At 47.9% G+C, this 26,052-nt stretch carries 24 protein-coding genes, 3 tRNA genes and 1 pseudogene; 14 read left to right on the top strand and 14 right to left on the bottom strand.

Translation table 11 applies throughout. The features are described 5' to 3' along the window. Positions 1 to 106: 106 nt before the first annotated feature. Positions 107 to 880: a GTP cyclohydrolase FolE2 gene (folE2, locus tag KCG54_RS04765; RefSeq protein ID WP_003685690.1), complete on the top strand. Its 774-nt coding sequence runs from the start codon at positions 107 to 109 to the stop codon at positions 878 to 880. Positions 881 to 1,098: 218 nt separating this feature from the next. Continuing rightward, positions 1,099 to 2,904 carry a protein-disulfide reductase DsbD gene (gene dsbD / locus KCG54_RS04760; protein ID WP_254324987.1) on the top strand — a complete coding sequence of 602 codons (1,806 nt, stop codon included), beginning with the start codon at positions 1,099 to 1,101 and terminating at the stop codon, positions 2,902 to 2,904. Between the two features lie 62 nt (positions 2,905 to 2,966). On the opposite strand, the gene KCG54_RS04755 is transcribed toward dsbD, so the two are convergent. Continuing rightward, complete coding sequence (locus tag KCG54_RS04755) at positions 2,967 to 4,139, bottom strand: alpha-hydroxy acid oxidase (protein WP_254324814.1); 1,173 nt, start codon at positions 4,137 to 4,139, stop codon at positions 2,967 to 2,969. A 359-nt stretch (positions 4,140 to 4,498) separates the two neighbouring features. Between KCG54_RS04755 and iscR the strand changes: the two genes are divergently transcribed. From iscR to iscA, 7 genes and pseudogenes are all read left to right on the top strand, one after another. Next, complete coding sequence (iscR, locus tag KCG54_RS04750) at positions 4,499 to 4,945, top strand: Fe-S cluster assembly transcriptional regulator IscR (protein WP_003746476.1); 447 nt, start codon at positions 4,499 to 4,501, stop codon at positions 4,943 to 4,945. A gap of 51 nt (positions 4,946 to 4,996) precedes the next feature. Then, positions 4,997 to 6,211, top strand: a complete 1,215-nt coding sequence (locus tag KCG54_RS04745) for an IscS subfamily cysteine desulfurase (protein ID WP_254324813.1) — start codon at positions 4,997 to 4,999, stop codon at positions 6,209 to 6,211. Positions 6,212 to 6,327: 116 nt separating this feature from the next. Continuing rightward, on the top strand, positions 6,328 to 6,456 hold the full coding sequence (locus tag KCG54_RS11960) for a hypothetical protein (RefSeq protein ID WP_016687545.1): 129 nt from the start codon (positions 6,328 to 6,330) through the stop codon (positions 6,454 to 6,456). 68 nt (positions 6,457 to 6,524) lie between these two features. Further along, positions 6,525 to 6,908: a Fe-S cluster assembly scaffold IscU gene (gene iscU, locus KCG54_RS04740; protein ID WP_049229051.1), complete on the top strand. Its 384-nt coding sequence runs from the start codon at positions 6,525 to 6,527 to the stop codon at positions 6,906 to 6,908. A 1-nt stretch (position 6,909) separates the two neighbouring features. Next, positions 6,910 to 7,176, top strand: coding sequence for a DksA/TraR family C4-type zinc finger protein (locus KCG54_RS04735; protein WP_222570561.1), 267 nt, complete (start codon positions 6,910 to 6,912; stop codon positions 7,174 to 7,176). Between the two features lie 221 nt (positions 7,177 to 7,397). Beyond that, positions 7,398 to 7,619: pseudogene (locus tag KCG54_RS04730) on the top strand (recombinase RecA). Positions 7,620 to 7,688: 69 nt separating this feature from the next. Further along, the gene (gene iscA, locus KCG54_RS04725; RefSeq protein WP_003680782.1) at positions 7,689 to 8,009 is read left to right on the top strand and encodes an iron-sulfur cluster assembly protein IscA; all 321 of its coding nucleotides are present in this window, start codon (positions 7,689 to 7,691) and stop codon (positions 8,007 to 8,009) included. Here iscA and KCG54_RS04720 read toward each other — a convergent pair. Beyond that, positions 7,969 to 8,190, bottom strand: a complete 222-nt coding sequence (locus KCG54_RS04720) for an alternative ribosome-rescue factor A (RefSeq protein ID WP_254324812.1) — start codon at positions 8,188 to 8,190, stop codon at positions 7,969 to 7,971. The two genes, iscA and KCG54_RS04720, sit on opposite strands and share 41 nt — an antisense overlap. An 82-nt stretch (positions 8,191 to 8,272) precedes the next feature. Between KCG54_RS04720 and hscB the strand changes: the two genes are divergently transcribed. Then, positions 8,273 to 8,773: a Fe-S protein assembly co-chaperone HscB gene (hscB, locus tag KCG54_RS04715; protein ID WP_254324811.1), complete on the top strand. Its 501-nt coding sequence runs from the start codon at positions 8,273 to 8,275 to the stop codon at positions 8,771 to 8,773. Between the two features lie 108 nt (positions 8,774 to 8,881). On the opposite strand, the gene KCG54_RS04710 is transcribed toward hscB, so the two are convergent. The 8 genes from KCG54_RS04710 to KCG54_RS04675 all read right to left on the bottom strand — a co-directional run bounded on the left by KCG54_RS04710 (position 8,882) and on the right by KCG54_RS04675 (position 14,294). Then, complete coding sequence (locus KCG54_RS04710) at positions 8,882 to 9,454, bottom strand: 50S ribosomal protein L25/general stress protein Ctc (RefSeq protein WP_070873754.1); 573 nt, start codon at positions 9,452 to 9,454, stop codon at positions 8,882 to 8,884. A 65-nt stretch (positions 9,455 to 9,519) separates the two neighbouring features. After that, positions 9,520 to 10,503 carry a ribose-phosphate pyrophosphokinase gene (locus tag KCG54_RS04705; protein WP_101755247.1) on the bottom strand — a complete coding sequence of 328 codons (984 nt, stop codon included), beginning with the start codon at positions 10,501 to 10,503 and terminating at the stop codon, positions 9,520 to 9,522. A gap of 176 nt (positions 10,504 to 10,679) precedes the next feature. Continuing rightward, a tRNA-Gln gene (locus KCG54_RS04700) sits at positions 10,680 to 10,755 on the bottom strand. An 11-nt stretch (positions 10,756 to 10,766) separates the two neighbouring features. Continuing rightward, positions 10,767 to 10,842, bottom strand: a tRNA-Gln gene (locus tag KCG54_RS04695). Between the two features lie 10 nt (positions 10,843 to 10,852). Continuing rightward, positions 10,853 to 10,928: transfer RNA gene (locus KCG54_RS04690), tRNA-Gln, on the bottom strand. Positions 10,929 to 10,933: 5 nt separating this feature from the next. Beyond that, the gene (gene ispE, locus KCG54_RS04685; RefSeq protein ID WP_070873761.1) at positions 10,934 to 11,782 is read right to left on the bottom strand and encodes a 4-(cytidine 5'-diphospho)-2-C-methyl-D-erythritol kinase; all 849 of its coding nucleotides are present in this window, start codon (positions 11,780 to 11,782) and stop codon (positions 10,934 to 10,936) included. A gap of 8 nt (positions 11,783 to 11,790) precedes the next feature. Beyond that, complete coding sequence (lolB, locus tag KCG54_RS04680; protein ID WP_254324810.1) at positions 11,791 to 12,375, bottom strand: lipoprotein insertase outer membrane protein LolB; 585 nt, start codon at positions 12,373 to 12,375, stop codon at positions 11,791 to 11,793. Between the two features lie 56 nt (positions 12,376 to 12,431). Then, on the bottom strand, positions 12,432 to 14,294 hold the full coding sequence (locus KCG54_RS04675) for a tetratricopeptide repeat protein (RefSeq protein ID WP_254324809.1): 1,863 nt from the start codon (positions 14,292 to 14,294) through the stop codon (positions 12,432 to 12,434). A 176-nt stretch (positions 14,295 to 14,470) separates the two neighbouring features. Between KCG54_RS04675 and KCG54_RS04670 the strand changes: the two genes are divergently transcribed. After that, entirely contained in the window at positions 14,471 to 15,076 is a 606-nt protein-coding gene (locus KCG54_RS04670) for a CoA pyrophosphatase (protein ID WP_070649757.1), read from the top strand. 52 nt (positions 15,077 to 15,128) lie between these two features. Here the strand turns inward: KCG54_RS04670 and cysG are convergent, their stop codons facing one another. Next, positions 15,129 to 16,526 (bottom strand): siroheme synthase CysG, encoded by a 1,398-nt coding sequence (gene cysG / locus KCG54_RS04665; protein ID WP_254324808.1) that lies wholly within the window; start codon positions 16,524 to 16,526, stop codon positions 15,129 to 15,131. Between the two features lie 300 nt (positions 16,527 to 16,826). On the opposite strand from cysG, the gene aroA reads away from it, so the two are divergent. After that, positions 16,827 to 18,119, top strand: coding sequence for a 3-phosphoshikimate 1-carboxyvinyltransferase (gene aroA / locus KCG54_RS04660; protein WP_254324807.1), 1,293 nt, complete (start codon positions 16,827 to 16,829; stop codon positions 18,117 to 18,119). A 147-nt stretch (positions 18,120 to 18,266) separates the two neighbouring features. Further along, a complete protein-coding gene (recA, locus tag KCG54_RS04655) occupies positions 18,267 to 19,313 on the top strand; it encodes a recombinase RecA (RefSeq protein ID WP_003680794.1) in 1,047 nt (348 codons plus the stop codon). A gap of 95 nt (positions 19,314 to 19,408) precedes the next feature. Here the strand turns inward: recA and fghA are convergent, their stop codons facing one another. Beyond that, positions 19,409 to 20,257, bottom strand: coding sequence for an S-formylglutathione hydrolase (gene fghA, locus KCG54_RS04650; RefSeq protein WP_254324806.1), 849 nt, complete (start codon positions 20,255 to 20,257; stop codon positions 19,409 to 19,411). A 496-nt stretch (positions 20,258 to 20,753) separates the two neighbouring features. On the opposite strand from fghA, the gene KCG54_RS04645 reads away from it, so the two are divergent. Beyond that, entirely contained in the window at positions 20,754 to 22,466 is a 1,713-nt protein-coding gene (locus KCG54_RS04645) for a proline--tRNA ligase (RefSeq protein ID WP_254324805.1), read from the top strand. A gap of 66 nt (positions 22,467 to 22,532) precedes the next feature. Here the strand turns inward: KCG54_RS04645 and pflA are convergent, their stop codons facing one another. Continuing rightward, a complete protein-coding gene (pflA, locus tag KCG54_RS04640) occupies positions 22,533 to 23,339 on the bottom strand; it encodes a pyruvate formate lyase 1-activating protein (RefSeq protein ID WP_254324804.1) in 807 nt (268 codons plus the stop codon). Between the two features lie 139 nt (positions 23,340 to 23,478). Then, on the bottom strand, positions 23,479 to 25,764 hold the full coding sequence (gene pflB, locus KCG54_RS04635; protein ID WP_254324803.1) for a formate C-acetyltransferase: 2,286 nt from the start codon (positions 25,762 to 25,764) through the stop codon (positions 23,479 to 23,481). Between the last annotated feature and the right edge of the window lie 288 nt (positions 25,765 to 26,052).

The raw sequence follows: 26,052 nt of genomic DNA, 5'->3' as shown, positions 1-26,052 counted from the left end.
CAGGCGGATAAAGCAAGTGATATAATCTCGCATTTGCAAATCGGCCGACACGAGCCGATTCCCCTACACGCATCTCAACAATCCTATCATGAAGGACATACCACGCATGAACGCCATTGCAGACGTGCAATCCAGCCGCGATTTACGCAACCTGCCGATTAATCAGGTCGGCATCAAAGACCTGCGCTTTCCGATTTCCCTCAAAAGCAAAGAAGGCGAACAATCCACCGTCGCCCGCCTGACCATGACGGTTTTCCTGCCTGCTGACCAAAAAGGCACGCATATGTCGCGCTTTGTCGCCCTGATGGAAAAACAAACCGATGCTTTGGATTTCGATACGCTGCACAAGCTGACTGCCGACATGGTTGCCCTGCTGGATTCGCATTCCGGCAAAATCAGCGTTTCCTTCCCGTTTTTCCGCAAGAAAAGCGCGCCGGTCTCCGGCATCCAATCGCTGCTCGACTATGATGTTACCCTGACCGGCGAAATTAAAAACGGTACATACAGCCACAGCCTGAAAGTGATGGTTCCGGTTACTTCCTTGTGTCCGTGTTCCAAAGAAATTTCCCAATACGGCGCGCACAACCAACGTTCGCATGTGACGGTCAGTCTGATTGCGAATGCGGATGTAGGCATTGAAGAAATCATCGATTACGTTGAAGCACAGGCAAGCTGCCAGCTCTACGGCTTGCTCAAACGCCCTGACGAAAAGTATGTAACGGAAAAAGCATACGAAAATCCGAAGTTTGTCGAAGACATGGTTCGTGATGTGGCCACGGTGTTAATAGCCGACAAACGCATCGAATCATTCGTCGTCGAAAGCGAAAACTTCGAATCGATACACAACCATTCCGCTTACGCTTATATCGCTTATCCTTAAAGTTAAGCCGAATAGCAACAAAGGCCGTCTGAAAATCTTCAGACGGCCTTTGGCATAAATTGAACGATAATATGAGACTATCGCTCATGTACGGTTAACTGCAATCCGATATAATTCAAAAGAATTAGACAACTCGCGTAATCTTTAACTTAAATTAAGCCGATTGTTTTCCCCATCATTTATAATGACGGTTTCTCAACGGCATATCCGTGGATATTATGAAAAAATTCCTTTATTTCCTCATTGCATTTTTAGGCTTGAGCAGCTTCGCATTCGCAGTAGATGCCAATGATTTGCTGCCACCCGAGCAAGCCTTTGTGCCTCAAGTCAATGTAACTGATCAAGGCGTCAGCGTGCAGTTCAAAATCGCTGACGGCTACTATATGTACCAGTCCAAAATCGTTGCAGCGACCGATCCGGACAAAGTCTTGGGTGAACCCAAATTCAGCAAAGGCGAAGAAAAAGAAGACGAATTCTTTGGCAAACAAACGGTTTACCACCATACCGCACAGGTTGACCTGCCTTACAAACAAGCCGCGCCGCAATACAAACTGACGCTGACTTATCAAGGCTGCGCCGAAGCCGGTGTGTGTTATCCGCCGGTGGATACTGAGTTTGACGTAAAAGGCAACGGGGTTTACCAGCCGCAAAGCGATGAGCCGGTTTCTGCCAAAGACCGCTTTTTGCAACCGTCCGCCTCTTCAGACGGCCCAATGCCTGCCCAGCCTAGTGCAAACAATCCCGACAGCAGCCGCTTCAAGCTCTCTTGGGATACTTTAAACGCCAATCTGTTGGCGTTTTTTGTCGCAGGTTTGGGCTTAAGCTTTACCGCCTGTATGTATCCGCTCCTGCCGATTGTTTCCAGCATTGTCGTAGGCGATAAAAAAGCCGGCAAAGGCCGCGCGTTCACCTTGTCGATGGTGTATGTACAAGGTTTGGCATTGACCTATACCTTGGTTGGCGTGATTGCCGGTTTGACAGGCGCGCTCTTGACCGTATGGCTGCAACAGCCTTGGGTTGTGCTTGCCGCTGCCGCATTGATGGTGGTACTGGCCCTGTCTATGTTCGGCCTCTTCAATATCCAACTGCCAAACTCCGTCCAATCCTATTTCCAAAACCAAAGCAACAAACTCTCCGGCGGCAAAATCATTTCCGTTTTCATCATGGGTATTTTGTCCGCCCTGATTGTCGGCCCTTGCGTTGCGCCTCCGCTGGCATTTGCTCTGGGCTATATCGGCCAGACCGGCGATGCCGTATTGGGTGGCCTTGCGCTCTATACATTAGCACTCGGCACCGGTGTACCGCTCATCATCATCGGCACATTCGGCGGCCATATCCTGCCCAAAGCAGGCGACTGGATGAATGGCATCAAATACGCATTCGGCTTCATCTTGCTGGCCGTTGCCGTATACCTTGCCACACCGCATCTGCCTTACTTCGCAGTAGTCGGCCTCTACACCTTGCTGATGATTGTTCCCGCCCTTATGCTTTTGGCAAAATCCGGCAAACAAAAAGGCCGTCTGAAAACAGTTGCCGCCGTATTGGGCTTTTTACTGCTGATTGGCGGCTCATGGTTTGGCTGGCAAAGCTTTAATAAACAAACCACTGCCCTGCACCACTTCTTAACGTTGGTTCCGCCATCCGAAGCCGGACAAGAAACCGACCACGGCAAGATGTTTACTGATGTCGGCGAACTCAAAGCCGCTATGGATGCCGCCTTGAAAGCCGATCCAACCAAGCCCGTGTTGATTGATTTCTACGCCGACTGGTGCGTATCCTGCAAAGAAATGGCCGCCTACACGCTCAACCAACCGCAGGTACACGAAGCAGTCGATATGCAGCGCTTCTTCCAAATCGACGTGACTGCCAATACTCCCGACCATCAGGCCTTACTGAAAGAATACGGCCTCTTCGGCCCTCCGGGTGTGTTTGTTGTCCGCGCCGACGGCAGTCATAGCGAAGCCTTATTAGGCTTTGTCAAACCCGATGCCTTTATCGAATGGTATCGCAAAAACGAGAAATAGCTGTCTATAAAAAAGGCCGTCTGAAAACAAAATTTCAGACGGCCTTTTCTTATGTTCAGAAATTAAAATTCATCTTGATGCCAACGCGTAGAACGCAAAATGCTGGAATCCACATCTTGAATATTGCGATGACCGGTAAACGCCATGGAAATATCCATTTCTTTATACAGAATTTCCAGCGCACGGGTTACGCCTTCTTCACCATACGCACCCAAACCATACAGAAACGCCCGACCAATCATCGTACCTTTCGCACCCAAAGCCCAAGCCTTCAAAATATCCTGACCGCTGCGAATGCCGCTGTCCATCCAAACCTCGATGTCGCTGCCCACTGCGCTAACCACATCAGGCAAAGCTTTAATGGCAGACACGGTATCGTCAAGCTGACGACCGCCATGATTGGAAACGACCAATGCGTCCGCACCGCTTTTCGCTGCCTTTTCCGCATCTTCAGGTTCCATAATGCCTTTGATAATCAGCTTGCCGCCCCACAAATCCTTAATGCGCGCCACATCGTCCCAGCTCAGGCGCGGGTCGAATTGTTCGGAAGTCCATGAAGACAGCGAAGACAAATCGCCTACGTTTTTCGCATGACCGACGATATTGCGGAAGGTACGGCGTTCCGTGTTCAGCATTTTCATACACCATTCCGGTTTGGTCGCCAAATTGATTAAATTGGCGATGGTCGGTTTCGGCGGCGCAGACAGGCCGTTTTTAATGTCTTTGTGGCGCTGACCCAAAACCTGCAAATCGGCGGTCAATACCAAAGCCGAACAATTAGCATCCTTCGCACGCTTAATCAGGTTCTCCATAAACTCGCGGTCGCGCATCACATAAAGCTGAAACCAAAACGGCGCGCTGGTGTTTTCAGCCACATCTTCAATCGAACAAATGGACATGGTTGAAAGCGTAAACGGAATACCGAATTTTTCCGCCGCCCGCGCTGCCAAGATTTCGCCATCGGCGTGCGCCATGCCCGTGAAACCGGTCGGTGCAATCGCCACCGGCATTTTCACATCCTGACCGATCATTTTGGTCTCAAGGCTGCGTCCTTCCATATCAACCAATACTTTTTGGCGGAAACGGATGTCTTTAAAATCCGAAGTATTTTCACGATAAGTGGTTTCCGTCCAAGAGCCTGAGTCAATATAGTCATAAAACATACGCGGCATTTTACGTTTGGCAACAAGGCGCAAGTCTTCGATACAGGTTATTTTGCTTAAATCACATTTCATTGTCGATTGCCTCTGTTCAAGTAAAGATGGATGGTCAAGGCCGTCTGAACATTTCAAACGCCTCATTCATTTTACTCCATCAAAACAACTAAATTTTAAGAATAATTTTGATAATCTATATTACTATCAATATTAAATCAAAACATTTTAACCCTGATATTTGTAGGGTTGATAGCCTTTTTTCAGACGGCCTTAAATCCAAATTACAGAAAAATAAAGAAAATATTTTCCGATTTAAAAATCAGCCAATACTACCATTTAAACAAACAATCAAACCGAGTTACCACATACTTGACTGAAACACTCAGATATTAGACAATTCCCCCACTAATAAAAACGCCCACACAGGCAACCACACCATGAGACTGACTACCAAAGGGCGATTTGCAGTAACCGCCATGATAGATTTGGCGATGAACGCGCAAACTGGCGCTGTCAAACTCAGTGCCATCAGCGAACGACAAAGCATATCGCTTTCCTACCTCGAACAATTATTCAGCAAACTGCGCCGTGCCGGATTGGTTGAAAGCCTACGCGGCCCCGGCGGAGGCTACATCCTTGCCGCACCCGCCGAGCAAATCAATATTGCACAAATCATCTCCGCAGCCGAAGACCGACTGGATGCCACACAATGCGGCAGCAAAGCAAACTGCCACCACGGCGCCCCCTGCCTGACCCATGACCTTTGGGAAAACTTAAACAAAACCATCAATGATTACCTCAGCGGCGTTACGCTGCAAAGCATCATTGAACAAAAAAACTGCAGCGACAGCAGTCATGTCGTTACCTTTACACACATTCATTAAACCGACTTGCGGCATAGACCGCAGGCAGATGACCAAACGAAAGAGCAAACCATGACCGTCAAAACCCCCGTATACCTCGACTACGCCGCCACCACTCCCGTTGACCGCCGCGTTGCCGAAAAAATGATTCCCTACCTGTCCGATATTTTCGGCAACCCAGCCTCCAACAGCCATAGCTTCGGTTGGGAAGCAGAAGAAGCCGTAGAAAAAGCACGTGCAGACATCGCAGCCCTGATTAACGCCGACTCTAAAGAAATTGTTTTCACCAGCGGCGCAACCGAGTCCAACAACCTCGCCATCAAAGGCGCGGCCCACTTCTACAAATCCAAAGGCAACCACCTCATCACCGTAAAAACCGAGCACAAAGCCGTACTCGACACCATGCGCGAACTCGAACGCCAAGGTTATGAAGTGACTTATCTGGACGTACAAGAAAACGGTTTGGTTGATTTAGACGTACTGAAAGCCGCCATCCGCGAAGACACCATCCTCATTTCCGTAATGTGGGTAAACAACGAAATCGGCGTGGTTCAAGATATTCCTGCCATCGGAGAAATCTGCCGCGAACGTAAAATTATTTTCCACGTTGACGCAGCACAAGCATGCGGCAAAGTACCTGTCGACGTTGAAGCCGCCAAAGTTGATTTGTTGTCCATGTCCGGCCACAAAGTATACGGCCCTAAAGGCATCGGCGCCCTGTATGTACGCCGTAAACCACGCGTCCGCCTCGAAGCCCAAATGCACGGCGGCGGCCACGAGCGCGGTTTCCGTTCCGGCACATTGCCGACCCACCAAATTGTCGGTATGGGCGAAGCCTTCCGCATTGCCAAAGAAGAATTGGCACAAGATACTGCGCACTACTTGAAACTGCGCGATATCTTCCTCAAAGGTATCGAAGGCATCGAAGAAGTCTACATCAACGGCGACCTCGAACACCGCGCTCCAAACAACCTGAACGTCAGCTTCAACTTCGTCGAAGGCGAAAGCCTGATTATGGCAGTCAAAGAACTCGCCGTATCCAGCGGCTCCGCCTGTACTTCTGCCAGCCTTGAGCCAAGCTACGTTTTACGCGCACTCGGCCGCAACGACGAATTGGCACACTCTTCCCTGCGCATCACCTTCGGCCGCATGACCACCGAAGAAGAAGTGCAATTCGCTGCAGAACTGATCAAATCCAAAATCGGCAAACTGCGCGAACTGTCGCCGCTGTGGGAAATGTTTAAAGAAGGTATCGATTTGAACTCGATTGAATGGGCGGCGCATTAATCCGCATTTATAAAAGGCCGTCTGAAAATCAATACAATTTTCAGACGACCTATATATAGATCTTATTTAATCTCCTAGCCCACTAAGGCATAACTTTCAAATTAAAGACATAAACTATGGACGAACAAGATCTCGACCTCGACAACCTCGACAACCTGCTTGAAGATTTTGACGGCGTTACCGTAGAAGGCGGCGTTGATTCAGAGAATGATGACGGCTGCGAAGGCGGCGCGTGCAAAATCTAAACTTCAGGCCGTCTGAATATTCGTAAACAAACCATTTACACCACTAAAAACACAAAGGAAACCACATCATGGCATACAGCGATAAAGTAATCGACCACTATGAAAACCCCCGCAATGTCGGTACTTTCGACAAAGACGAAGAGTCTGTCGGCACCGGCATGGTCGGCGCGCCGGCTTGCGGCGACGTGATGCGCCTGCAAATCAAAGTGAACGACGAAGGCATCATCGAAGACGCCAAATTCAAAACTTACGGCTGCGGCTCTGCCATCGCTTCTTCCAGCCTGATTACCGAGTGGGTCAAAGGCAAAAGCCTGGATGACGCGCTGGCAATAAAAAACAGCGAAATCGCTGAAGAATTGGAACTGCCACCGGTAAAAATCCACTGCTCCATCTTGGCTGAAGATGCGGTAAAAGCCGCTGTGGCGGACTACAAAAAGAAAAAAGGCGTATAACATGGCTGGCGGCTGGGCGCCTGACGGCGCGGAACAGGCGCAAATCGACGCCAATTTGGACGATGCGCTGGCCTCTGCCCGGCAAAACCTGCCCTCCGGCGAAAGCGCCCGTAAATGTGTGGAATGCGGCGAGCCGATTCCCGAAGCCCGCCGTCGCGCTCTACCCGGCGTGCAGTTGTGTATTGCCTGCCAAGAAGAAGCGGACAAGCAACAGCAATTCCACTACGCCTACAACCGGCGTGGCAGTAAGGACAGCCAGTTGAAATAGGCTGCTTGAAAGTATTGCTAGGCGTATCCTTAAGCTTTGTCTCAGTGGATACTATTTATGCTGAAGGCACTGCAAGTGACTGGAAAACAAGGGTCTGACACGCCTCGCCAACATCCATGTCGTGCTTGCTCTCTCTCAGCCCGATGGTTTCAGGCAGACTGCATCCTAGCTAAACTTTACAGACGCCTACACGAAAAAACTATACTTAGCCAAGAAGAAGCCTGATTTCTTCTACTGTCAAAGGCATAGGCAAAACCGTATTGCAGCGTTTGCAGCAAATGGGTTTGGATGATGTTGCCACGCTGGCGGCAGCGGATTTGGAAGACATTTTGGAACAAGGCGCAAAATTGACCGGCTAGACCTGTTGGAGAAACAGTTCGCAGGCTAAAGCTGCCATTGCCGCCGCAATAGAGTGGGCAAAACAGCGTTTTCAGACGGCCTGATAATCAAGATGCCGTCTGAAATAAAAAAGCAGGCAAAACAGAAAATAATTGCGAAATGAGGAAAGAAGCATGATTACCATCACAGAAAATGCAGCCAAATACATCAACAATTACCTGACCAAACGCGGCAAAGGCTTGGGCGTACGCTTAGGTGTGAAAACCAGCGGCTGCTCAGGTATGGCATACAACCTTGAATTTGTCGATGAAGCGAACGAGGACGACCTGATTTTTGAAGAACACGGCGCGCGCATTTATATCGACCCGAAAAGCTTGGTTTATCTGGACGGCACTCAAGTCGATTACACCAAAGAAGGTTTGCAGGAAGGTTTCAAATTTGAAAACCCGAATGTCAAAGACTCTTGCGGCTGCGGCGAGAGCTTCCACGTTTAAGACATAAAAATGGCGGGACAGTATCAAAACCGTCCCGCCATTTTTTCGCTTCCTGCCTGTTGTAGCTGCCTTTGCCTTTTCTTTTCCGTTCTACCTTGTGTCGGAACAAATCGGATTTCACTAAAGCTTTTAAAGCATTGTCGCGTATTTTGCCTTTATTGTGTTGCACTTTATTGCTCATATTCAGTCCTTTGGGTTAAGAATTAGCGGATTATAAGGCAAAATCAGGCTTCTGCCGAAAATTTCACATTAATTATCCCGCCATGTCTCAATATTTCACACTCTTCCAGCTTGAACCCGCTTTCAATATCGACGCCGAAAACTTGGATCAAACCTACCGCGCCTTGGCTGCCCACTTCCATCCCGACAAATTCGCTTCAGCATCAGCCTTCGAGCAAAAACAGGCTGTGATGATGTCGTCCACCATCAACGATGCCTACCGTACCTTAAAAAATCCCATTGACCGTGCTGCATACCTGTTGAAAATGCGAGGTATCGATACTGACGCACCCGAACATACTTCGTTTTCACCAGAATTCCTCATGCAGCAAATGGAATGGCGGGAAACATTAATTGATGCCCAGATGGAACAAAACCATGATGCCATCCGAGCATTGGATCAAGAAATCCAAAATACACAAAGCAATCTATATCAAGATTTGCAACAAGCATTTAAACAGCAGGATTATGAATCGGCTGCACAATGGGTACGGCATGGACGCTTTCTTAATAAACTTCGCAATGAAATTGCTTCAATCTTATAAGGTACATATGCTGTTACGTTTACCCAAGTTTTATAGCAAATGATTTTATATACAAAACAAAAACCGTATCAGATAAATCTGATACGGTTTTCTTATATTGACTACCGATTAGCGTTTTTTACCGGTAACAGTAGCAACAGCCAGGTTTTCGTTACGTTTCAGAGAAACGCTTTCAACACCTTCTGGCAATTTGATGTCTGACAAGTGCAGAATGTCGCCGGCAACTACTGATGCACAATCCAGCTCCAAGAAAGCAGGAATGTTTGCAGGCAAAGCAACTACTTCAACAGAAGTGTTCAACAGAGATACGCGGCCACCTTGCAATTTAACAGCTTGAGAGTTTTCAGCGTTAACAATGTGCAGAGGAACGCGGATACGTACAGGTTGATCAGCTTTTACAGCTTGGAAGTCGATGTGTTGAACTTCGCGACGGAATGGGTGCATTTGGAAGTCACGCACGATAACGTCTTTAGTTTCAGCGTTCAAAGACAGTTTAATCAAAGCAGTATGGAAAGATTCTTTTTCTAATGCGTAGAATACAGTTTTGTGGTCTACAGCGATAGCAACAGGCTCTTGACCTTCACCGTACAGAATGCCAGGGATTTGGCCTTCGCGACGCAGGCGGCGGCTCGCACCAGTGCCTTGGGCTTCGCGAACAGAGGCTTGAATTTCGTAAGTCATGTTTAATACTCCAATTTAGATAAAATCGTCGTCATCGGCCGCGACCAGCTTAAGACGACATCGGGTTATGGCAGCAACATGCCGCCAGTCATCACATCCTCATTGAAAAGATATGAGACGGATTCTTCATTGCTGATACGGCGTACCGTTTCAGCCAGCAAACCGGCAATGGTAACTTGACGGATGCGTTCACATTTTTTAGCTGCTTCAGACAACGGAATCGTATCTGTCACAACTACTTGGTCAATTTCGGAAGAAGCAATTCTATTCACTGCTTCGCCAGAGAATACTGCATGGCTGGCGTATGCCAGTACACGATCCGCACCGCGCTCTTTCAGGGCAACAGCCGCTTTACACAAAGTATTTGCCGTATCGATCATATCATCTACGATTAAGCAAGTACGGCCTTGAATATCACCAATAATATTCATCACTTCAGCCACGTTGGCTTTAGGACGACGTTTATCAATAATGGCCAAATCAGCATTTAAAGATTTAGCAACAGCACGTGCACGTACAACACCACCGATATCAGGGCTGACAACAGTCAGATTGTCGATACGTTGTTGTTTAATATCGTTCAATAAAATCGGGGTAGCATAAATATTATCTACCGGAATATCGAAGAAACCTTGAATTTGATCGGCATGCAAGTCAACAGTCAATACGCGGTCGATACCTGCTGAGTACAACATATTCGCTACCAATTTAGCAGAAATCGGTACACGAACAGAGCGAGGACGGCGATCCTGACGCGCATAGCCAAAGTAAGGAATCGCGGCAGTAATACGACCGGCAGAAGCACGTTTGAGTGCATCGGCCATAGTCAAAATTTCCATCAGGTTGTCATTGGTTGGCGCACAGGTAGGTTGCAAAATAAACACATCGCGACCACGCACATTTTCCAACAGTTCAATGGCTACTTCGCCATCAGAGAATTTGGAAACGGTGGCTTCACCGAGTGAAATATCCAAATGTTTGACAACGCGTTGCGCCAATTCCGGATTTGCATTACCGGTAAACACCATTAAACTGTCATAAGCGGCCATATCTTCACCTGATTCTAAATTTGATTTACGCGCAGAAAACATTACGCTTCCCTTTGCCCTATGTCTAAGACACTAATTACGCGATTATACGCGTAAAGACGGGTAAAAAAAAGTTTTTCAGCGTTATTTCGTTCTTAGCGTAAAAAAGCGTGTAAGAGAACTTACACGCTTTTATTTGGCTGGGGAGGAAGGATTCGAACCTTCGCATGCTGGAATCAAAATCCAGTGTCTTAACCGCTTGACGACTCCCCAATAAAGGGTGTTGGCTGGGGAGGAAGGATTCGAACCTTCGCATGCTGGAATCAAAATCCAGTGTCTTAACCGCTTGACGACTCCCCAACAAAGGGTTTGGCTGGGGAGGAAGGATTCGAACCTTCGCATGCTGGAATCAAAATCCAGTGTCTTAACCGCTTGACGACTCCCCAACTTACTAAATCATATGAAACAGCGGATGAATATCTAATCCTTCCACACAATAAGCTTCATATAATTGAGAAACCTGTTGGTAAATTGTATTTGCTTCTTGATGAGATGCACTTGCTATAAACAAACAAGCTCCAGAACCGGTCATTAATGTATAACCATATTGGGATAACTCAACATAAGCCTTCCAAACTTCAGGATATTCCTGAAACACAACCGCCTGCATATCATTTTGAAACGGCTGTAACGATTGGAAAGTCGGCATTATGCTGGGTTTGGAATCACGTGTCAAGCCTTCATGTGCAAAAATTTTAGCTGTTGCCACATGGACGGGGGGCTTAACGATAACATACCATTGTTTAGGGACATCTATTTCAGCCAGCTTCTCGCCTACGCCTTTGGCAAAAGCACTTCTGCCAAAAATAAAAAAAGGAACATCCGCACCAAGACTTACACCTAAATCAATCAGTTGCTGCCTGCTCAAACCACATTGCCACCATCGGTTTAAAACCATTAAGACTGTGGCCGCATCAGAGCTTCCACCGCCCAATCCGCCTCCGGTCGGAATCACTTTATCCAACCAAATTTCAATGCCGTGCGGCACACTTGCATATGGCAGCAATAATTTAGCCGCCCGATAAGTCAAGTCCTGTTCGGGCTCAAGCCCTTCAATCGGCGTATGCAGAATAATCTGCCCATCAGTACGCATTTTCAGATGAACGGTATCGTATAAGCCGATCAAACAGAAAATACTTTCCAAATTATGATAACCATCGCTCCTGCGGCCGGTAATCCTCAAATCCAAATTTAATTTGGCCGGCGCAGGAAAGGCTTGAATTCCCTCTGAAACAGACATGGCATCCTCTATTTGCGTGCTGCGCATCGGGTTTGTCCATTCTTATCCAAAGAGTGATTTACTGTATCGAACACCAAGCGGATATTAAACTTGGCATTCTCAAGTTGAAGCGTTTTCGGCTGTCCTGAACTATTTAAAGTGCGCAATATTGTCCAGTCAAACTGCTTCAGACGGCCATCAGGCAGGATTTTGTATGGCGCATTGGCAACGCGTTTACCATCCGCCCAAATATGCAGATATTGAACCGGCAAAGCAAAGCCTAAAAGCTGTCTGCTCAATTCCTCAGCCGTTTCCGCCTGATAAACCTTACCCTTACTGTCTACTGCCAATACGCCTTCGCTATCTTGACACAGCTGGCCTACGGTATTGCCCAACGGTGTATTGACATCAATGGTTTGAACCGCGTTCTGATAAGTCCAGTCAAAATTGGCATAAGAGCCTTTGCCTTCCACTTTGACAGCCAAACGACCGTCTGCGCTAAAATCCTGCACCTGTTCGGCCGCTTGCCAACTGTTTTGCTGAGGCAAGTTTGGCTGCGCACAGGCAGCCAAAAGCAATAAGGCTGTAACCGATGATATTTGTTTTAAATTCATGGATATTCCTTCATAGGCCGTCTGAAATCAAACGCTTTTCAGACGGCCTGTTGGTTTTATTTGTGTTTTTGAATATGCGGTTTACTGGACGTTATACCAAATTTGGACATTGTCTCTTTTAATACTCGGAGATTGCTTCCGCGTTTCAAACCGTCATTCCAGATTTGTTTGGCCTTATCTTGGTCTCCAAGCGTCCATAGGACTTCGCCCAAATGCGCGGCAACTTCGGCTTCAGGTTCTTTTTCATAGGCATATTGGATATATGGAAGCGCCATTTGCGCATCACCTTTAAGATAATAAGCCCAGCCTACACTATCATTAATGGCTGCGCTTTCCGGCTCCATTTGATAGGCCGTCTGAACCATTTTAAACGCTTCTTCCAAATCCTTGCCGTTGGACAGCAAGGTATAGCCCAAAGCATTCCAACCGTGCGGATTATCCGGATACAGCTCTACCACACGGCGCAAATCGGCAATCGCCTTGCCTGGCTGATTCAGCTTCTCATACACCATCGAACGCTGATACAGCACATTGGCAAGCAACTCTGGAGAAGCTTGGGTTTTCAAGGATTTTTCGGTGGAATTTACCAAGCTGTTCAAAGCGTTCAACGATTCTTGAAGATTGGTATTTTTAGACAATACAAACAAAGCCGTATTCAGCAAATCACCGGCTTCAAAATAACGTCCTCTTTGCTCGGGCATTTTTTGTGCACGTTGCACCAAAGCCCAAGCCTCTTTATGGTTGCCCTGTTTGGCTTCGATGGAAGCAGCCAAAATGGTTTTATCAAACGTATAAGCCGTTGCCGTTACCTTGTCCAGCCATTGTTTGGCTTTGGCAAAATCCTCTGCATCATTGTAAGAAACCGCACCAATCAACGCCGCACGGCTGCGCTGCTCTTCCGTACCGGCTTTATAAGCCTTTTCCAGATAGCTGTTTACCGCAGAAATATTTTCCGTCTTGCTGGCTGACAATAAGGCGGCCTGAATATACAAATCAGGGTTTGGGTTTTCTTCCAACAAAGTCTGCAAACGCTTGAATGCCTTATTATTTTGGCCATGGGCGATCAAATTGGCGATGTCCAACTCCTGCCAAATCGGAGATAAGGTTTTGGTGTCTGTATCTTTGAAGAAGCCGTCCAAAATATCAGGATGCCGTTGCGCCATCAGCCGCAACGTGACAAAAGTCGGCGGCAAAATTTCATTGTCTAACTTAGCCAATCGCTGCAATGCCGCAATGGCGTGTTTCTTTTGACCATCTTTTGCACTAAAAATTGCATCCGCAATCGCCGCTTCAGGGAAGTCTTTATAATTTAGTGCCGTTTTATGCACCTGTTTGACCGCATCGCTGGTCAGATTCGGCTGTTGGGCAGCGGTTTGTGCCAAAAGCAGGAACACGCGCTTTTGCTCATCTTCACTACCGCCAGCAATTACCTTATCCAATCCGCTTAAATTCTTATCGGCTTTGCCTAGCAGCAAATTGCGCAACCAAGTCATACGCTTTTGTGCTTCACCTGGCTCCGGCTCGATTTCTCGCCATTTTTGGTAAATGGCTTCAGCCTGTTCAAAGGCGTTTAAAGAGACCGCCATCTCCAAAGCGCGTTCGGCCACTTCGGGAGATTTGGTGCGATGCAACGTCAAAATATAAGTAAACAGCGCAGAAGCCGCATCGCCCTTTTGCAGGGCCAGTTCTGAATTTAACAAAGTGAAAACCTGCGAGGTGCGGTTTTGTATACCCAACAGACGTATCCGCTCCTGCTCGCGCTCTTCGGGAGAAAAACGGTCGGCACGGCTTTTCTTTTTGATAATCTTAGCCGATTCAAAAACTGCATTTGAATCGCCGGGCGCAGCAAAAGTTTGTGTAGCGAACAACATCATGACAGCCGCAGCTGCTACTCGAATACGGGATGGGGAAAACAACATAACTATCCTTTTTGAGAACCTGCCGGCATCTTCAGACGGCCTTAAGCACTTGCAAAACAGACGCAAAGCTTTATTTATCATTCAGGCATAACTGTAACACATGCACCCTATTTTGTTGACACAGCAACCGTAAACCTTGTGTAATCCTCATCTGCATAAAACGATCAGCACCAAAAATGAATACCGACCACCTTATCCATTTCTTAACTCAAGCTTCACACTTCAGCAGCCGTATGCAAGCAGAGCGCAATCAATTAGTTACTGCCCACACAGTCAAAGAAGCAGCCGTTTTGGTCGGCATTGTCTTGCATGAAGGAGCGTGGCAAATTTTACTGACCAAAAGGGCCGAGACCTTAAGGCAGCACACCGGACAAATCGCCTTTGCCGGCGGCCGCAAAGATACCCAAGACGACAGCCTAACGGCAACGGCGTTAAGAGAAGCTTATGAAGAAACCGCCATTCCGATTGCCGCATGGCAGACTTTTGCGCCGCTACCCTTTTATGACACGCCTTCCGGCTATCGTGTTACGCCTGTTCCGGCAATTTGCACCCAGCCCGTCAACCCTAAAGCCAATCCCGACGAAGTAGCTGAAATTTTTTATCTGCCTTTAGACTTCGCCTTAAACCTGCAAAACTACACATTCCGTCAACTTCATCACAACAATCAAACCCTCGCCCTCCCCGCCCTGCCTTTCCGACACTACGACATTTGGGGGCTGACAGCAATCATCCTATATGGACTGGCAGAACGTTATCAGCAATATTGCCAAGCTTTTAAATAAGGCAAGGCCGTCTGAAACCAATATTCAGACGGCCTTGTTTGATCAATCCTCTTTACGCAGCTTCTTCATAGCATTCGACAAATTCCCCAAACCATTTCATCTCATCGCGCAGGGCAACCACTTCGCCAATTACCATTAAAGCAGGACGCTCTGCTTCGGCAGCCAGCAAGCCCAAATCTTTCAGACGGCCTGTTCGCACGGTTTGATTGTGTAAAGTCCCATTGGAAATCACAGCAACAGGTGTAGAAGGCTGCCTGCCATAAGCCATCAGCTTTTCCGCAATCTCGGTCGCTTTAAGCGTCCCCATATAGATCACCAACGTTTGGCGGCTTAAAGCCAAAGTCTGCCAATCAGGCTGATTGCCCTCGTGTTTGCTGTGGCCGGTCACAAATAAAGCACTTTGGGCGCAATCGCGATGAGTTAACGGAATACCGGCATAAGCAGTGGCACCAAGCGCGGCAGTAATGCCCGGCACAATGCGGTAGGCGACCCCGGCCTGATGCAGGGTTTGCACTTCCTCCCCGCCGCGCCCGAATACAAAAGGATCGCCGCCTTTCAACCTCACTACGCGCTCGCCTTTTTGAGCGTGTTCAACCAATAGACGGTTGGTTTCTTCCTGCTGGACATGGTGCGCACCGGCACGTTTGCCCACGCTGATTTTCACCGCATCTTTACGCACCATCGCCAAAATCTCATCCGACACCAAAGCATCGTAAAACACTGTATCCGCAGCCTGTATCGCCTGCAAAGCATGTATGGTCAGCAAGCCCGGATCGCCCGGCCCTGCGCCCACCAAAACCACTTCACCGCCAAACGGCGTTTCCCGGTTTAACTGCGTGATCAATTCACGTTCTGCCGCTTTGATATTGTTTTGAGCCGCAAAAATACCAAAACGGCCGTCAAACAACTTCTCCCAAAAATAACGGCGTTGTTCGACATTATTCAGCGCTTGCTTAACCTTTTCGCGCCATTTGCCGGCAATATGCGCCATCGTGCCCGTATGCAACGGAATCAATGTTTCAATAATCTGCCGCCATTTCCGTGCCAATACAGGCGCAGTCCCACCGCTGGATATGGCTATCTTCAACGACCCCCTATCCACCACGGCAGGCACAATAAACGAACACAAGTCCGCCGTATCCACCGTATTGCACAATTTCGCCCGTCGCTCCGCCGCTTCAAAAACACAGCGGTTAAATATACCGTCATCCGTCGCCGCAATAACGAAATACACCTCGTCCAACATGGCTTCTTCAAACAAGCCGCCCAGCCAAACTATTTTCCCTTCGTCCGCCCATTGCTGAAACTGAGGATTCAAAGTTTCCGCAACAACGCGCACGCGCGCTCCGGCAGACAACAGGCTTTCCGCCTTGCGCTCGGCAACCTTGCCCGCACCTGCCAGTAAAACAGGACGGTTTCTCAAATCGGCAAACAAAGGATAATGGCTCATGGTCGTGCTCTTGCTTTATCAATGATTGTCCGCCGATATTAAAGGCCGTCTGAAAAAATAGGAAAGAATGGTTTCTGATTTTCTTATGGTGTTTGGTTATATACCTGCCACAACAAAATAAGTTATAGCGGCAAACACAAAACAGGAGCAGAAAATTTCAAAATAAATGATTGGAAAATTGTGTAACGATATAAAAATTCATTTTTTCACAAATAAATTGCGCCCTCTTCATTTTTCAGACGGCCTTTGCCTGCGTATAATATCGGTCTAATTTACAATTCAAACGAGCTTAGTCCAGCCATGACCGAATCCATCCGCCTGCCCGCTTCTACACTCAAGCCTTCCACCGTTGCCCTGCCCGGTTCCAAAAGCATCAGCAACCGCACGCTACTCTTGGCCGCACTCTCCGACAATGTTTGCGAAATTCATTCTTTGCTCAAATCCGACGATACCGACCGAATGCTTGAAGCACTCGACAAACTCGGCGTACAAATTGAATCTTTACCTGAAGGCCGTCTGAAAGTTCATGGCACCGGCGGCCGCTTTCCCAACCAAACTGCCGATTTATTTTTAGGCAACGCCGGTACGGCATTCCGTCCTTTGACTGCCGCACTTGCCGTTTTGGGCGGCGACTATCATCTGCATGGCGTGCCGCGTATGCACGAACGCCCCATCGGCGATTTGGTGGATGCGCTGCGCATTGCAGGCGCGGACGTACAATATCTGGGCAATGAAAACTATCCTCCGCTTCAGATCGGCAAACGCCAAGACAACGGCGAGCGCGTTATTCCGATTAAAGGCAATGTTTCCAGCCAATTCCTGACCGCCCTGCTGATGGCTTTGCCCTTGACCGGACAAGCTTTTGAAATCCACATGGTAGGCGAATTGATTTCCAAACCTTATATCGATATCACGCTCAAGCTGATGGCGCAGTTCGGTGTAAATATCATCAATGAAGACTACCGTGTATTTAAAATCCCGGCCGGTGCCAAATATCATGCGCCCGAACATTTATATGTAGAAGGCGATGCCTCCAGCGCGTCTTATTTCTTAGGTGCAGGTCTGATTGCCGGTACACCCATCCGCGTGACCGGCATCGGCGCACACAGCATTCAAGGCGACGTTGCCTTTGCGCGTGAACTGGAGAAAATCGGTGCAGATGTCATTTGGGGCGAAAATTTTGTTGAAATTTCCCGCCCTGCCGAGCGCAAGATTCAGGCTTTTGATTTGGATGCCAACCATATTCCTGATGCGGCCATGACTCTGGCTATCGTCGCACTGGCCACCAAACAGCCCTGCACCCTGCGCAATATCGGCTCATGGCGCGTCAAAGAAACCGACCGTATCGCCGCCATGGCAACCGAACTGCGCAAACTGGGTGCAGAAGTCGTTGAAGAAGCCGAAGCCATCCATATCACGCCGCCCGAAAGACTTACTCCCGATGCCGTCATCGATACTTATGACGACCACCGCATGGCCATGTGTTTCTCTCTGGCTTCGCTTTTGGGCGTCCCCATCATCATCAACGACCCGAAATGTACGCATAAAACTTTCCCCGACTATTTCCAAGTTTTTGCATCATTGACCAACTGATTGATTATTCAAAGTTTCAGACGGCCTGTTGCATACAAAAAACACAGGCCGTCTGAAAAATAAAAATAAAACTATACTTTTTCTTAATTTATGCGATAATAGCTAAATAAATTCTTAGCGATTCATATTTCCTTTCGGAGAGAAAACATGTCAGACGAAAAAAGCAAAGCCTTAGCCGCCGCCCTTGCCCAAATCGAAAAAAACTTCGGCAAAGGCTCCATCATGAAAATGGACGGCAGCCAACAGGAAGAAAACCTTGATGTTATTTCCACCGGCTCCCTCGGCGTGGACTTGGCGCTCGGCGTTGGCGGTTTGCCCCGCGGTCGCGTGGTTGAAATTTTCGGCCCGGAATCCTCCGGTAAAACCACACTCTGTCTCGAAGCCATTGCCCAATGCCAAAAAAATGGCGGCATCTGCGCATTCATCGATGCCGAGCATGCTTTTGACCCGATTTACGCCCGTAAACTCGGCGTAAAAGTCGAGGAACTCTATCTCTCCCAACCGGATACCGGCGAACAGGCATTGGAAATCTGCGATACCTTAGTACGCTCCGGCGGTATCGATATGGTCGTTGTCGACTCCGTAGCCGCACTTGTGCCTAAAGCCGAGATCGAAGGCGAAATGGGCGACAGCCACGTCGGCCTGCAAGCCCGCCTGATGAGCCAAGCCCTGCGCAAACTGACCGGCCACATCAAACGCACCAATACATTGGTTGTTTTCATTAACCAAATCCGTATGAAAATCGGCGTGATGTTCGGCAGCCCTGAAACCACGACCGGCGGTAACGCTCTCAAATTCTACGCCTCCGTCCGCCTCGACATCCGCCGTACCGGTCAGATTAAAAAAGGCGATGACGTTATTGGTAACGAAACCAAAGTCAAAGTCATCAAAAACAAAGTTGCGCCTCCGTTCCGTCAAGCCGAATTCGATATTCTTTACGGCGAAGGCATCAGCTGGGAAGGCGAATTGATCGACTTGGGCGTCAAACACGACATCGTTGAGAAATCCGGTGCATGGTACAGCTACAACGGCGCAAAAATCGGCCAAGGTAAAGATAATGTACGCGTTTGGCTGAAAGAAAACCCTGATATTGCCAACGAAATCGATGCCAAAATCCGTGCGGCAGTCGGTATCAATGTCGATATAACCGAAGGCAAATTGGACGATACCGACGGCGAACGTCCTGAGGAATAAGCCTGTTTGAAGTAAAAGGTTAAAAAAGACCAAATAAAGGCCGTCTGAAATCCGACCATTAATCGGATTTCAGACGGCCTTTTATTCAATGCTGCTTAAAGCCCTAATGCCTGAGCGTGAAACTCAATATGCGAATCGATAAAGCTGGCAATAAAGAAGTAGTCATGCCCATAGCCCGGGCGTACTTTATATTGGATATTGAAACCTTTTTCGCGTGCTGAGCGGACAAACACTTCCGGTTGCAGGACTTCAGGATACAAAGCATCTTCACGGCCGACATCAATCAAAACAGGCAATTTATGCGAGGCCGTCTGAAGCAGCTCTGTACTGTCATAGCGTTTCCATGTTTCCACGTTTTGACCCAAATAAGCTGAAAACGCCTGCCTGCCGCCTTCCGTATCGATAGGATGACATAAAGGCGCAAAGGCTGAAACCGCAACATATCGGCCGGGATAGTTCAAAGCCAAATGCAGCGCGCCATGCCCACCCATGCTGAAACCTGCAATGCTGCGCTCTTTCGTTACCGGGAAATGATGCTCGATCACATCAGGCAATTCTTGGCTGATATAGCTTTCCATTTGGTAATACTGCGCCCAAGGTGCTTCAGTTGCATTGACATAAAATCCGGCGCCCTGTCCAAGATAATGTTCTTCACTGTCGGCAACATGCTGACCGCGTGGCGAGGTATCCGGGAAAACCACAATAATATTCCATTGCGCCGCAAAACGTTGGATTCCGCTTTGCTGAACCAATTCAGAACCATCACTATTTAAACCGGAAAGAAAATATAAAACAGGCGCGGGATAGCCTTTTAAAACTTGTGGTGGCAGATAGACATCAAATACCATATCCGTCCGGCAGGTTTGAGAAAAATGGCGGTAGCGTTCCTGATGCCCGTTAAACATCTTTCTGCGTTCCAGCAAATGCAATTCTGAATTTTTCATTTTATTCCTTGTAAGGAAACAACAATAAGCAGAATGTTAGCGCAAAACCTGCCCATCGTGTTGTTGCCCCATCTTTTTAAGGCGACCAAATCTACTTTAAACAAGGCTTGCCAATCATGCGAAATCATTACGCTGACAGCATTTAAAATCTATACACAATCTCTGTGGATAAATCTGTTGATAAGCTTTGGGTAATCGTAAAATTTTCTTTAGGAACAAACCAAGTCTTAAATTGACTAAAATTTAATCAAATAAAATTCAATAAAATCAAATAGTTATATTTATAATATTTTACTATAATCATACAGTGAAAATTTATAGGTAAAACAAGGTTATGCGACTTTGTGTATAAATTAGGGTTGACATCCCTAAAAATCGCCCCGAATCAAAAGCTGTGTAAAACAACGGCCGATTTCATCCGATACCATTCAAAAGACACGCGGCCATACATTTTGCGTTACAATACGCACTTATTTTTAAGAAAGAAAAATACGCCATGAAAGCCTCCCAGTTCTTCATTTCCACCCTTAAAGAAGCCCCCGCCGAAGCCGCACTTGCCAGCCACAAGCTGATGATTCGTGCCGGTTTGATCAAAGCCAACGCGTCCGGTCTTTATACTTGGATGCCAATGGGTCTGCGCGTATTGCGCAAAGTTGAAAATATCGTGCGCGAAGAAATGGCCCGCGCAGGTAGCGTGGAGCTGCTGATGCCGGTGGTACAACCTGCCGAGCTGTGGCAAGAATCCGGCCGCTGGGAGTTTTACGGTAAAGAACTGCTGCGCCTGAAAGACCGTCATGACCGCGATTTCTGCATGGGTCCGACTTGTGAAGAAGTGATTGCCGACATCGTGCGCAAAGAAATCAACAGCTACAAACAACTGCCGAAAAACTTTTACCACATCCAAACCAAATTCCGAGATGAAGTGCGTCCGCGCTTTGGTGTGATGCGTGCGCGCGAGTTCGTCATGAAAGACGCTTATTCCTTCCATGCCGACTATGCCTCGCTTCAGACGACCTATCAAGACATGTACGACGCTTACTGCCGTATCTTCACCCGTTTGGGTTTGGAATTCCGTCCTGTTGCTGCGGATACCGGCAGCATCGGCGGTACTGGCTCTCACGAATTCCAAGTATTGGCTGAAAGTGGTGAAGACGTTATTGCATATAGCGACACTTCCGATTACGCCGCCAATATCGAATTGGCACCGACTTTGCCGCTCAAAGGCGAACGCGCTGCTGCTCAGGCCGAGTTGACCAAAGTACATACACCAAACGTCAAAACCATTGAGTCTTTGGTTGAATTCCTGAATATTCCGGTTGAACAAACCCTCAAATCCATCGTGGTTGAAAGCGAAAACGAAGGCGAACTCGTCCTGCTGCTGTTGCGTGGCGACCATGAATTTAACGACATCAAGGCAGAAAAACTGGCCGGCGTGAAATCGCCACTGACCATGGCAAGCCCTGCAGCGATTGTTGAACAGTTCGGCGCAAACGGCGGCTCTCTCGGCCCTGTCAACTTCAAAGGTAAAGTCTATGCCGATTTCGCCACCGAAAAAGGCGCAGACTGGGTTATCGGCGCGAACGAAGACGACTACCACTATACCGGCTTCAACTTCGGCCGAGATGCTACCGAGCCTGAATTTGTCGATCTGCGCAATGTCATCGAAGGCGATATCAGCCCCGACGAACAAGGCCATCTGAAACTGGCGCGCGGTATTGAAGTCGGCCACGTTTTCCAATTGCGCGACAAATATACCCAAGCCATGAATGTCAGCTTCTTGGACAATAACGGCAAATCCCAAATCATGGAAATGGGCTGCTACGGTATCGGTATTACCCGCGTTGTTGCCGCCGCCATCGAGCAAAACAACGACGAAAAAGGCATTATCTGGACCAAAGCAATGGCGCCGTTTGAAGTTGTTATCGTGCCGATGAACTACAAAAAATCAGATGCCGTGCGCGAAGCTGCCGATAAAATCTATGCCGAGCTTCTGGCCGCAGGCGCGGATGTATTGTTAGATGACCGCGACGAACGTGCAGGCGTATTGCTGAATGACTCCGAGCTGTTGGGCATCCCTCACCGCATCGTCATCGGCGATCGCGCCTTAAAAGAAGGCAATGTCGAATATGCCAAACGCCGTGACAATCAGGCTCAAGCCGTTGCGGTATCAGAAGTTGTCGCCAAGGTTCTGGCCGCATTGAACGTTTAAGTTTTTTTCAATAGTTAAAAGGCCGTCTGAAACTGATTATTTCGTTTCAGACGGCCTTTTTCTGTTTTAATAAATAATGTTTTTTCCGTAGCTCTCTAATATTTCTTTGATTTTCAAAAGGGTTTCTTTAGGCGGCGGATGTACGCCTTTTAACTTGTATTCGTCGCCGCATAAAGCCCATTTATGTGCGCCTAATTCGTGATACGGTAAAAGCTCGACCATTTCGACATTGTCCATATCACCGATAAACTCGCCCAATAAATGCGCTGAACGCTCATCATCGGTATAACCGGGAACAACCACATAGCGCACACGCGTCGGCTGATTGCGTTCGGCAAGATAGCGCGCAAATTTCAGCGTTTTGGTATTTGGAATACCGACAAGCACTTTATGGATTTCAGGATCGATTTGTTTTAAGTCGAGCATGACCAAATTGGTATGATCGAGCAAATCATCCAAAATCGAATCATAGTGCAAAGCATAGCCATTACTGTCGAGACAGGTATGGATATCGTGTTCCCGACAGGCCGTAAACCAATCTCGTACAAACTCATATTGCAATAACGGCTCACCGCCGGTTGCTGTTACGCCTCCGCCTGTCGCACGCAGATAATGACGATAGGTCATGACCTGCTTCATCACAGTTGTCACATCCAATTCCTGCGCCTGCTCGGTATGCAAATCCCAAGTATCGCGATTATGGCAATACAGGCAGCGCATCAGGCAACCTTGCAAAAAAAGCACATAGCGCAAACCCGGACCATCGACAGCACCGCAAGATTCAATCGAATGAATAATGCCTTTGCCGTTATAGTGACGGTGGCCAAGGTCTTTCAGTTCCGGCTCGGGGGTAATGGCAAAAGTCGTGGACATAGTGTTCGGCTCGAAAATAATTTTGCTGATGTGAATTGTACGGCAATAAAGGCCGTCTGAACATTTCAGACGGCCTTGGAGCTTTGTTTCAAAACAAACCAAATGCAAATTTAGCTTCTGGTTTGTTTCGCCACCCGGATTACATGGTTTCTGTGAACGTACGGGTAATCACGTCAAGCTGTTGTTCACGGGTCAGCGAGTTGAAGCGAACCGCATAACCGGACACACGAATGGTCAACTGCGGATATTTCTCCGGATTGTGCATCGCATCTTCCAAAGTCTCGCGATTCAATACGTTGACGTTCAAGTGTTGGCCGCCTTCCAAAATACCGTCTTCATGGTGGAAATAACCGTCCATCAGACCGGCAAGGTTGCGTTCGCGAGAATGCTCGTCTTTACCCAACGCGCCAGGAATAATGGAGAAGGTATAAGAAATACCGTCTTTAGCAAACTCAAATGGCAGTTTGGCTACGGAAGTCAATGAAGCGACTGCACCGTTGACGTCACGGCCGTGCATCGGGTTTGCACCCGGACCAAACGGAGCGCCAGCGCGGCGGCCATCCGGAGTATTACCGGTTTTCTTACCGTAAACAACGTTGGAAGTAATGGTCAGTACGGACTGAGTCGGAGTAGCGTTGCGGTAAGTTTTGTGGGTTGCCACTTTTTTCATAAAGCGTTCAACCAAATCGCAGGCAATATCGTCAACACGGTCGTCGTTGTTACCGAATTGTGGGTATTCGCCTTCGATTTCAAAGTCAACAGCAATACCGTTTTCATCACGAATCGGTTTTACTTTGGCGTATTTAATGGCAGACAAAGAGTCGGCAGCCACAGACAGACCGGCAATACCGCAAGCCATCGTACGGATCACATCACGGTCATGCAATGCCATCAATGCAGCTTCGTAGCTGTATTTGTCGTGCATGTAGTGAATGATGTTCAACGCGGTAACGTATTGGGTTGCCAACCAATCCATGAATTTGTCCATGCGCTCAAAGACAGTGTCGTAGTCCAAAACTTCGTCCATAATCGGCTCGGTTTTCGGACCAACTTGCTCTTTAGATTTTTCATCCACGCCGCCGTTGATTGCGTACAGCAGAGTTTTAGCCAAGTTGGCGCGTGCGCCGAAGAACTGCATTTGTTTGCCGACCACCATCGGGCTGACGCAGCAGGCAATGGCGTAATCGTCGCTGTTGAAGTCAGGACGCATCAAATCGTCGTTTTCGTATTGGATGGACGAAGTATCGATGGATACTTTGGCGCAGAATTCTTTAAAGCCTTGCGGCAGTTGTTCTGACCACAATACAGTGATGTTTGGCTCAGGAGACGGGCCCATGTTGTACAGGGTATGCAGCACGCGGAAGTTGGTGCGGGTTACCAAGGTACGGCCATCCAAGCCCATACCGCCGATGGATTCGGTTGCCCAAATCGGGTCGCCGGAGAAGAGTTGGTCGTATTCGGGCGTACGCAGGAAACGGACCATACGCAGTTTCATCACCAAGTGGTCGATAAATTCTTGCGCTTGGGTTTCGGTAATCACACCGTTTTTCAGGTCGCGTTCGATATAAATATCCAAGAACGAAGACACACGGCCGAAGGACATCGCTGCGCCGTTTTGAGATTTAACGGCGGCAAGGTAGGCAAAGTAAGTCCATTGGATGGCTTCTTGTGCATTTTTTGCAGGGCCGGAAATGTCGTAGCCGTAAGAAGCCGCCATTTCTTTCATTTGACCCAAGGCTTTGTATTGTTCGTTGATTTCTTCGCGACGGCGGATGACTTCTTCCAAGTCCACACCGTTTTCCAAATCGGCTTGCAGTGAGTTGAACTGGTTGAGTTTGTCTTTCATCAAGAAGTCGATACCGTACAATGCCACGCGGCGGTAGTCGCCGATAATACGGCCACGACCATAAGCATCCGGCAGACCGGTAATCACGCCTGATTTGCGGCAGCGGCGGATGTCGGGCGTATAAACGTCAAATACGCCTTGGTTGTGGGTTTTGCGGTATTTGGTGAAAATTTCGCTGACTTCGGGATTCAATTCAACGTTGTACACTTTGCACGCGTCTTGCACCATTTTCAAACCGCCAAACGGCATGATAGAGCGTTTCAAAGGCTCGTCTGTTTGCAGGCCGACGATGGTTTCCAAATTTTTGTCGATATAGCCTGGAGCATGGCTGGTAATACCGGAGACGATTTGCGCATCGATTTTATACGGTTCGTGCGTACGGTTTTCAACCTTGATGCCTTCCATCACTTCCGCCCACAGCTTGGTTGTGGCTTCGGTTGCTGGTGCCAAGAAAGAGGCATCGCCTTCATATGGCGTGTAGTTTTTTTGAATAAAATCGCGGACATCTACGTTGGTTTCCCAGTTACCACCGACAAAACCTTCCCAAGCGGCTGGACGTTGCTGAACATCATTTGACATATCAAGCTCCTAATTTTATTGAAAATATAGACTGTAAATTTTCTGAAAGGATAACATCAATACCCATTTATTTACAGGGGTTTTTGTGAAATAAAATTACAGATTTGGTTTTTCTTGATTTACGTCAATGAGAATAATTGTTACTTGGCACTACATCTCACTTTCCAAACATTCGTACTTAAAAACGGCGTAAAATACAAAATTCGGCCCTGAAGACAGATGTCCTTCAGGGCTGAATTTTTATTGCATTTCATATAAAAGGCCGTCTGAAAATTCAGACGGCCTTTT

Origin of the sequence: Neisseria subflava, from assembly GCF_024205705.1 — a bacterium.
GTDB lineage: Bacteria > Pseudomonadota > Gammaproteobacteria > Burkholderiales > Neisseriaceae > Neisseria > Neisseria subflava_D.
The sequence above is the reverse complement of the archived record's forward strand: the minus strand, read 5'-3'. Positions and strand labels throughout refer to the sequence as shown.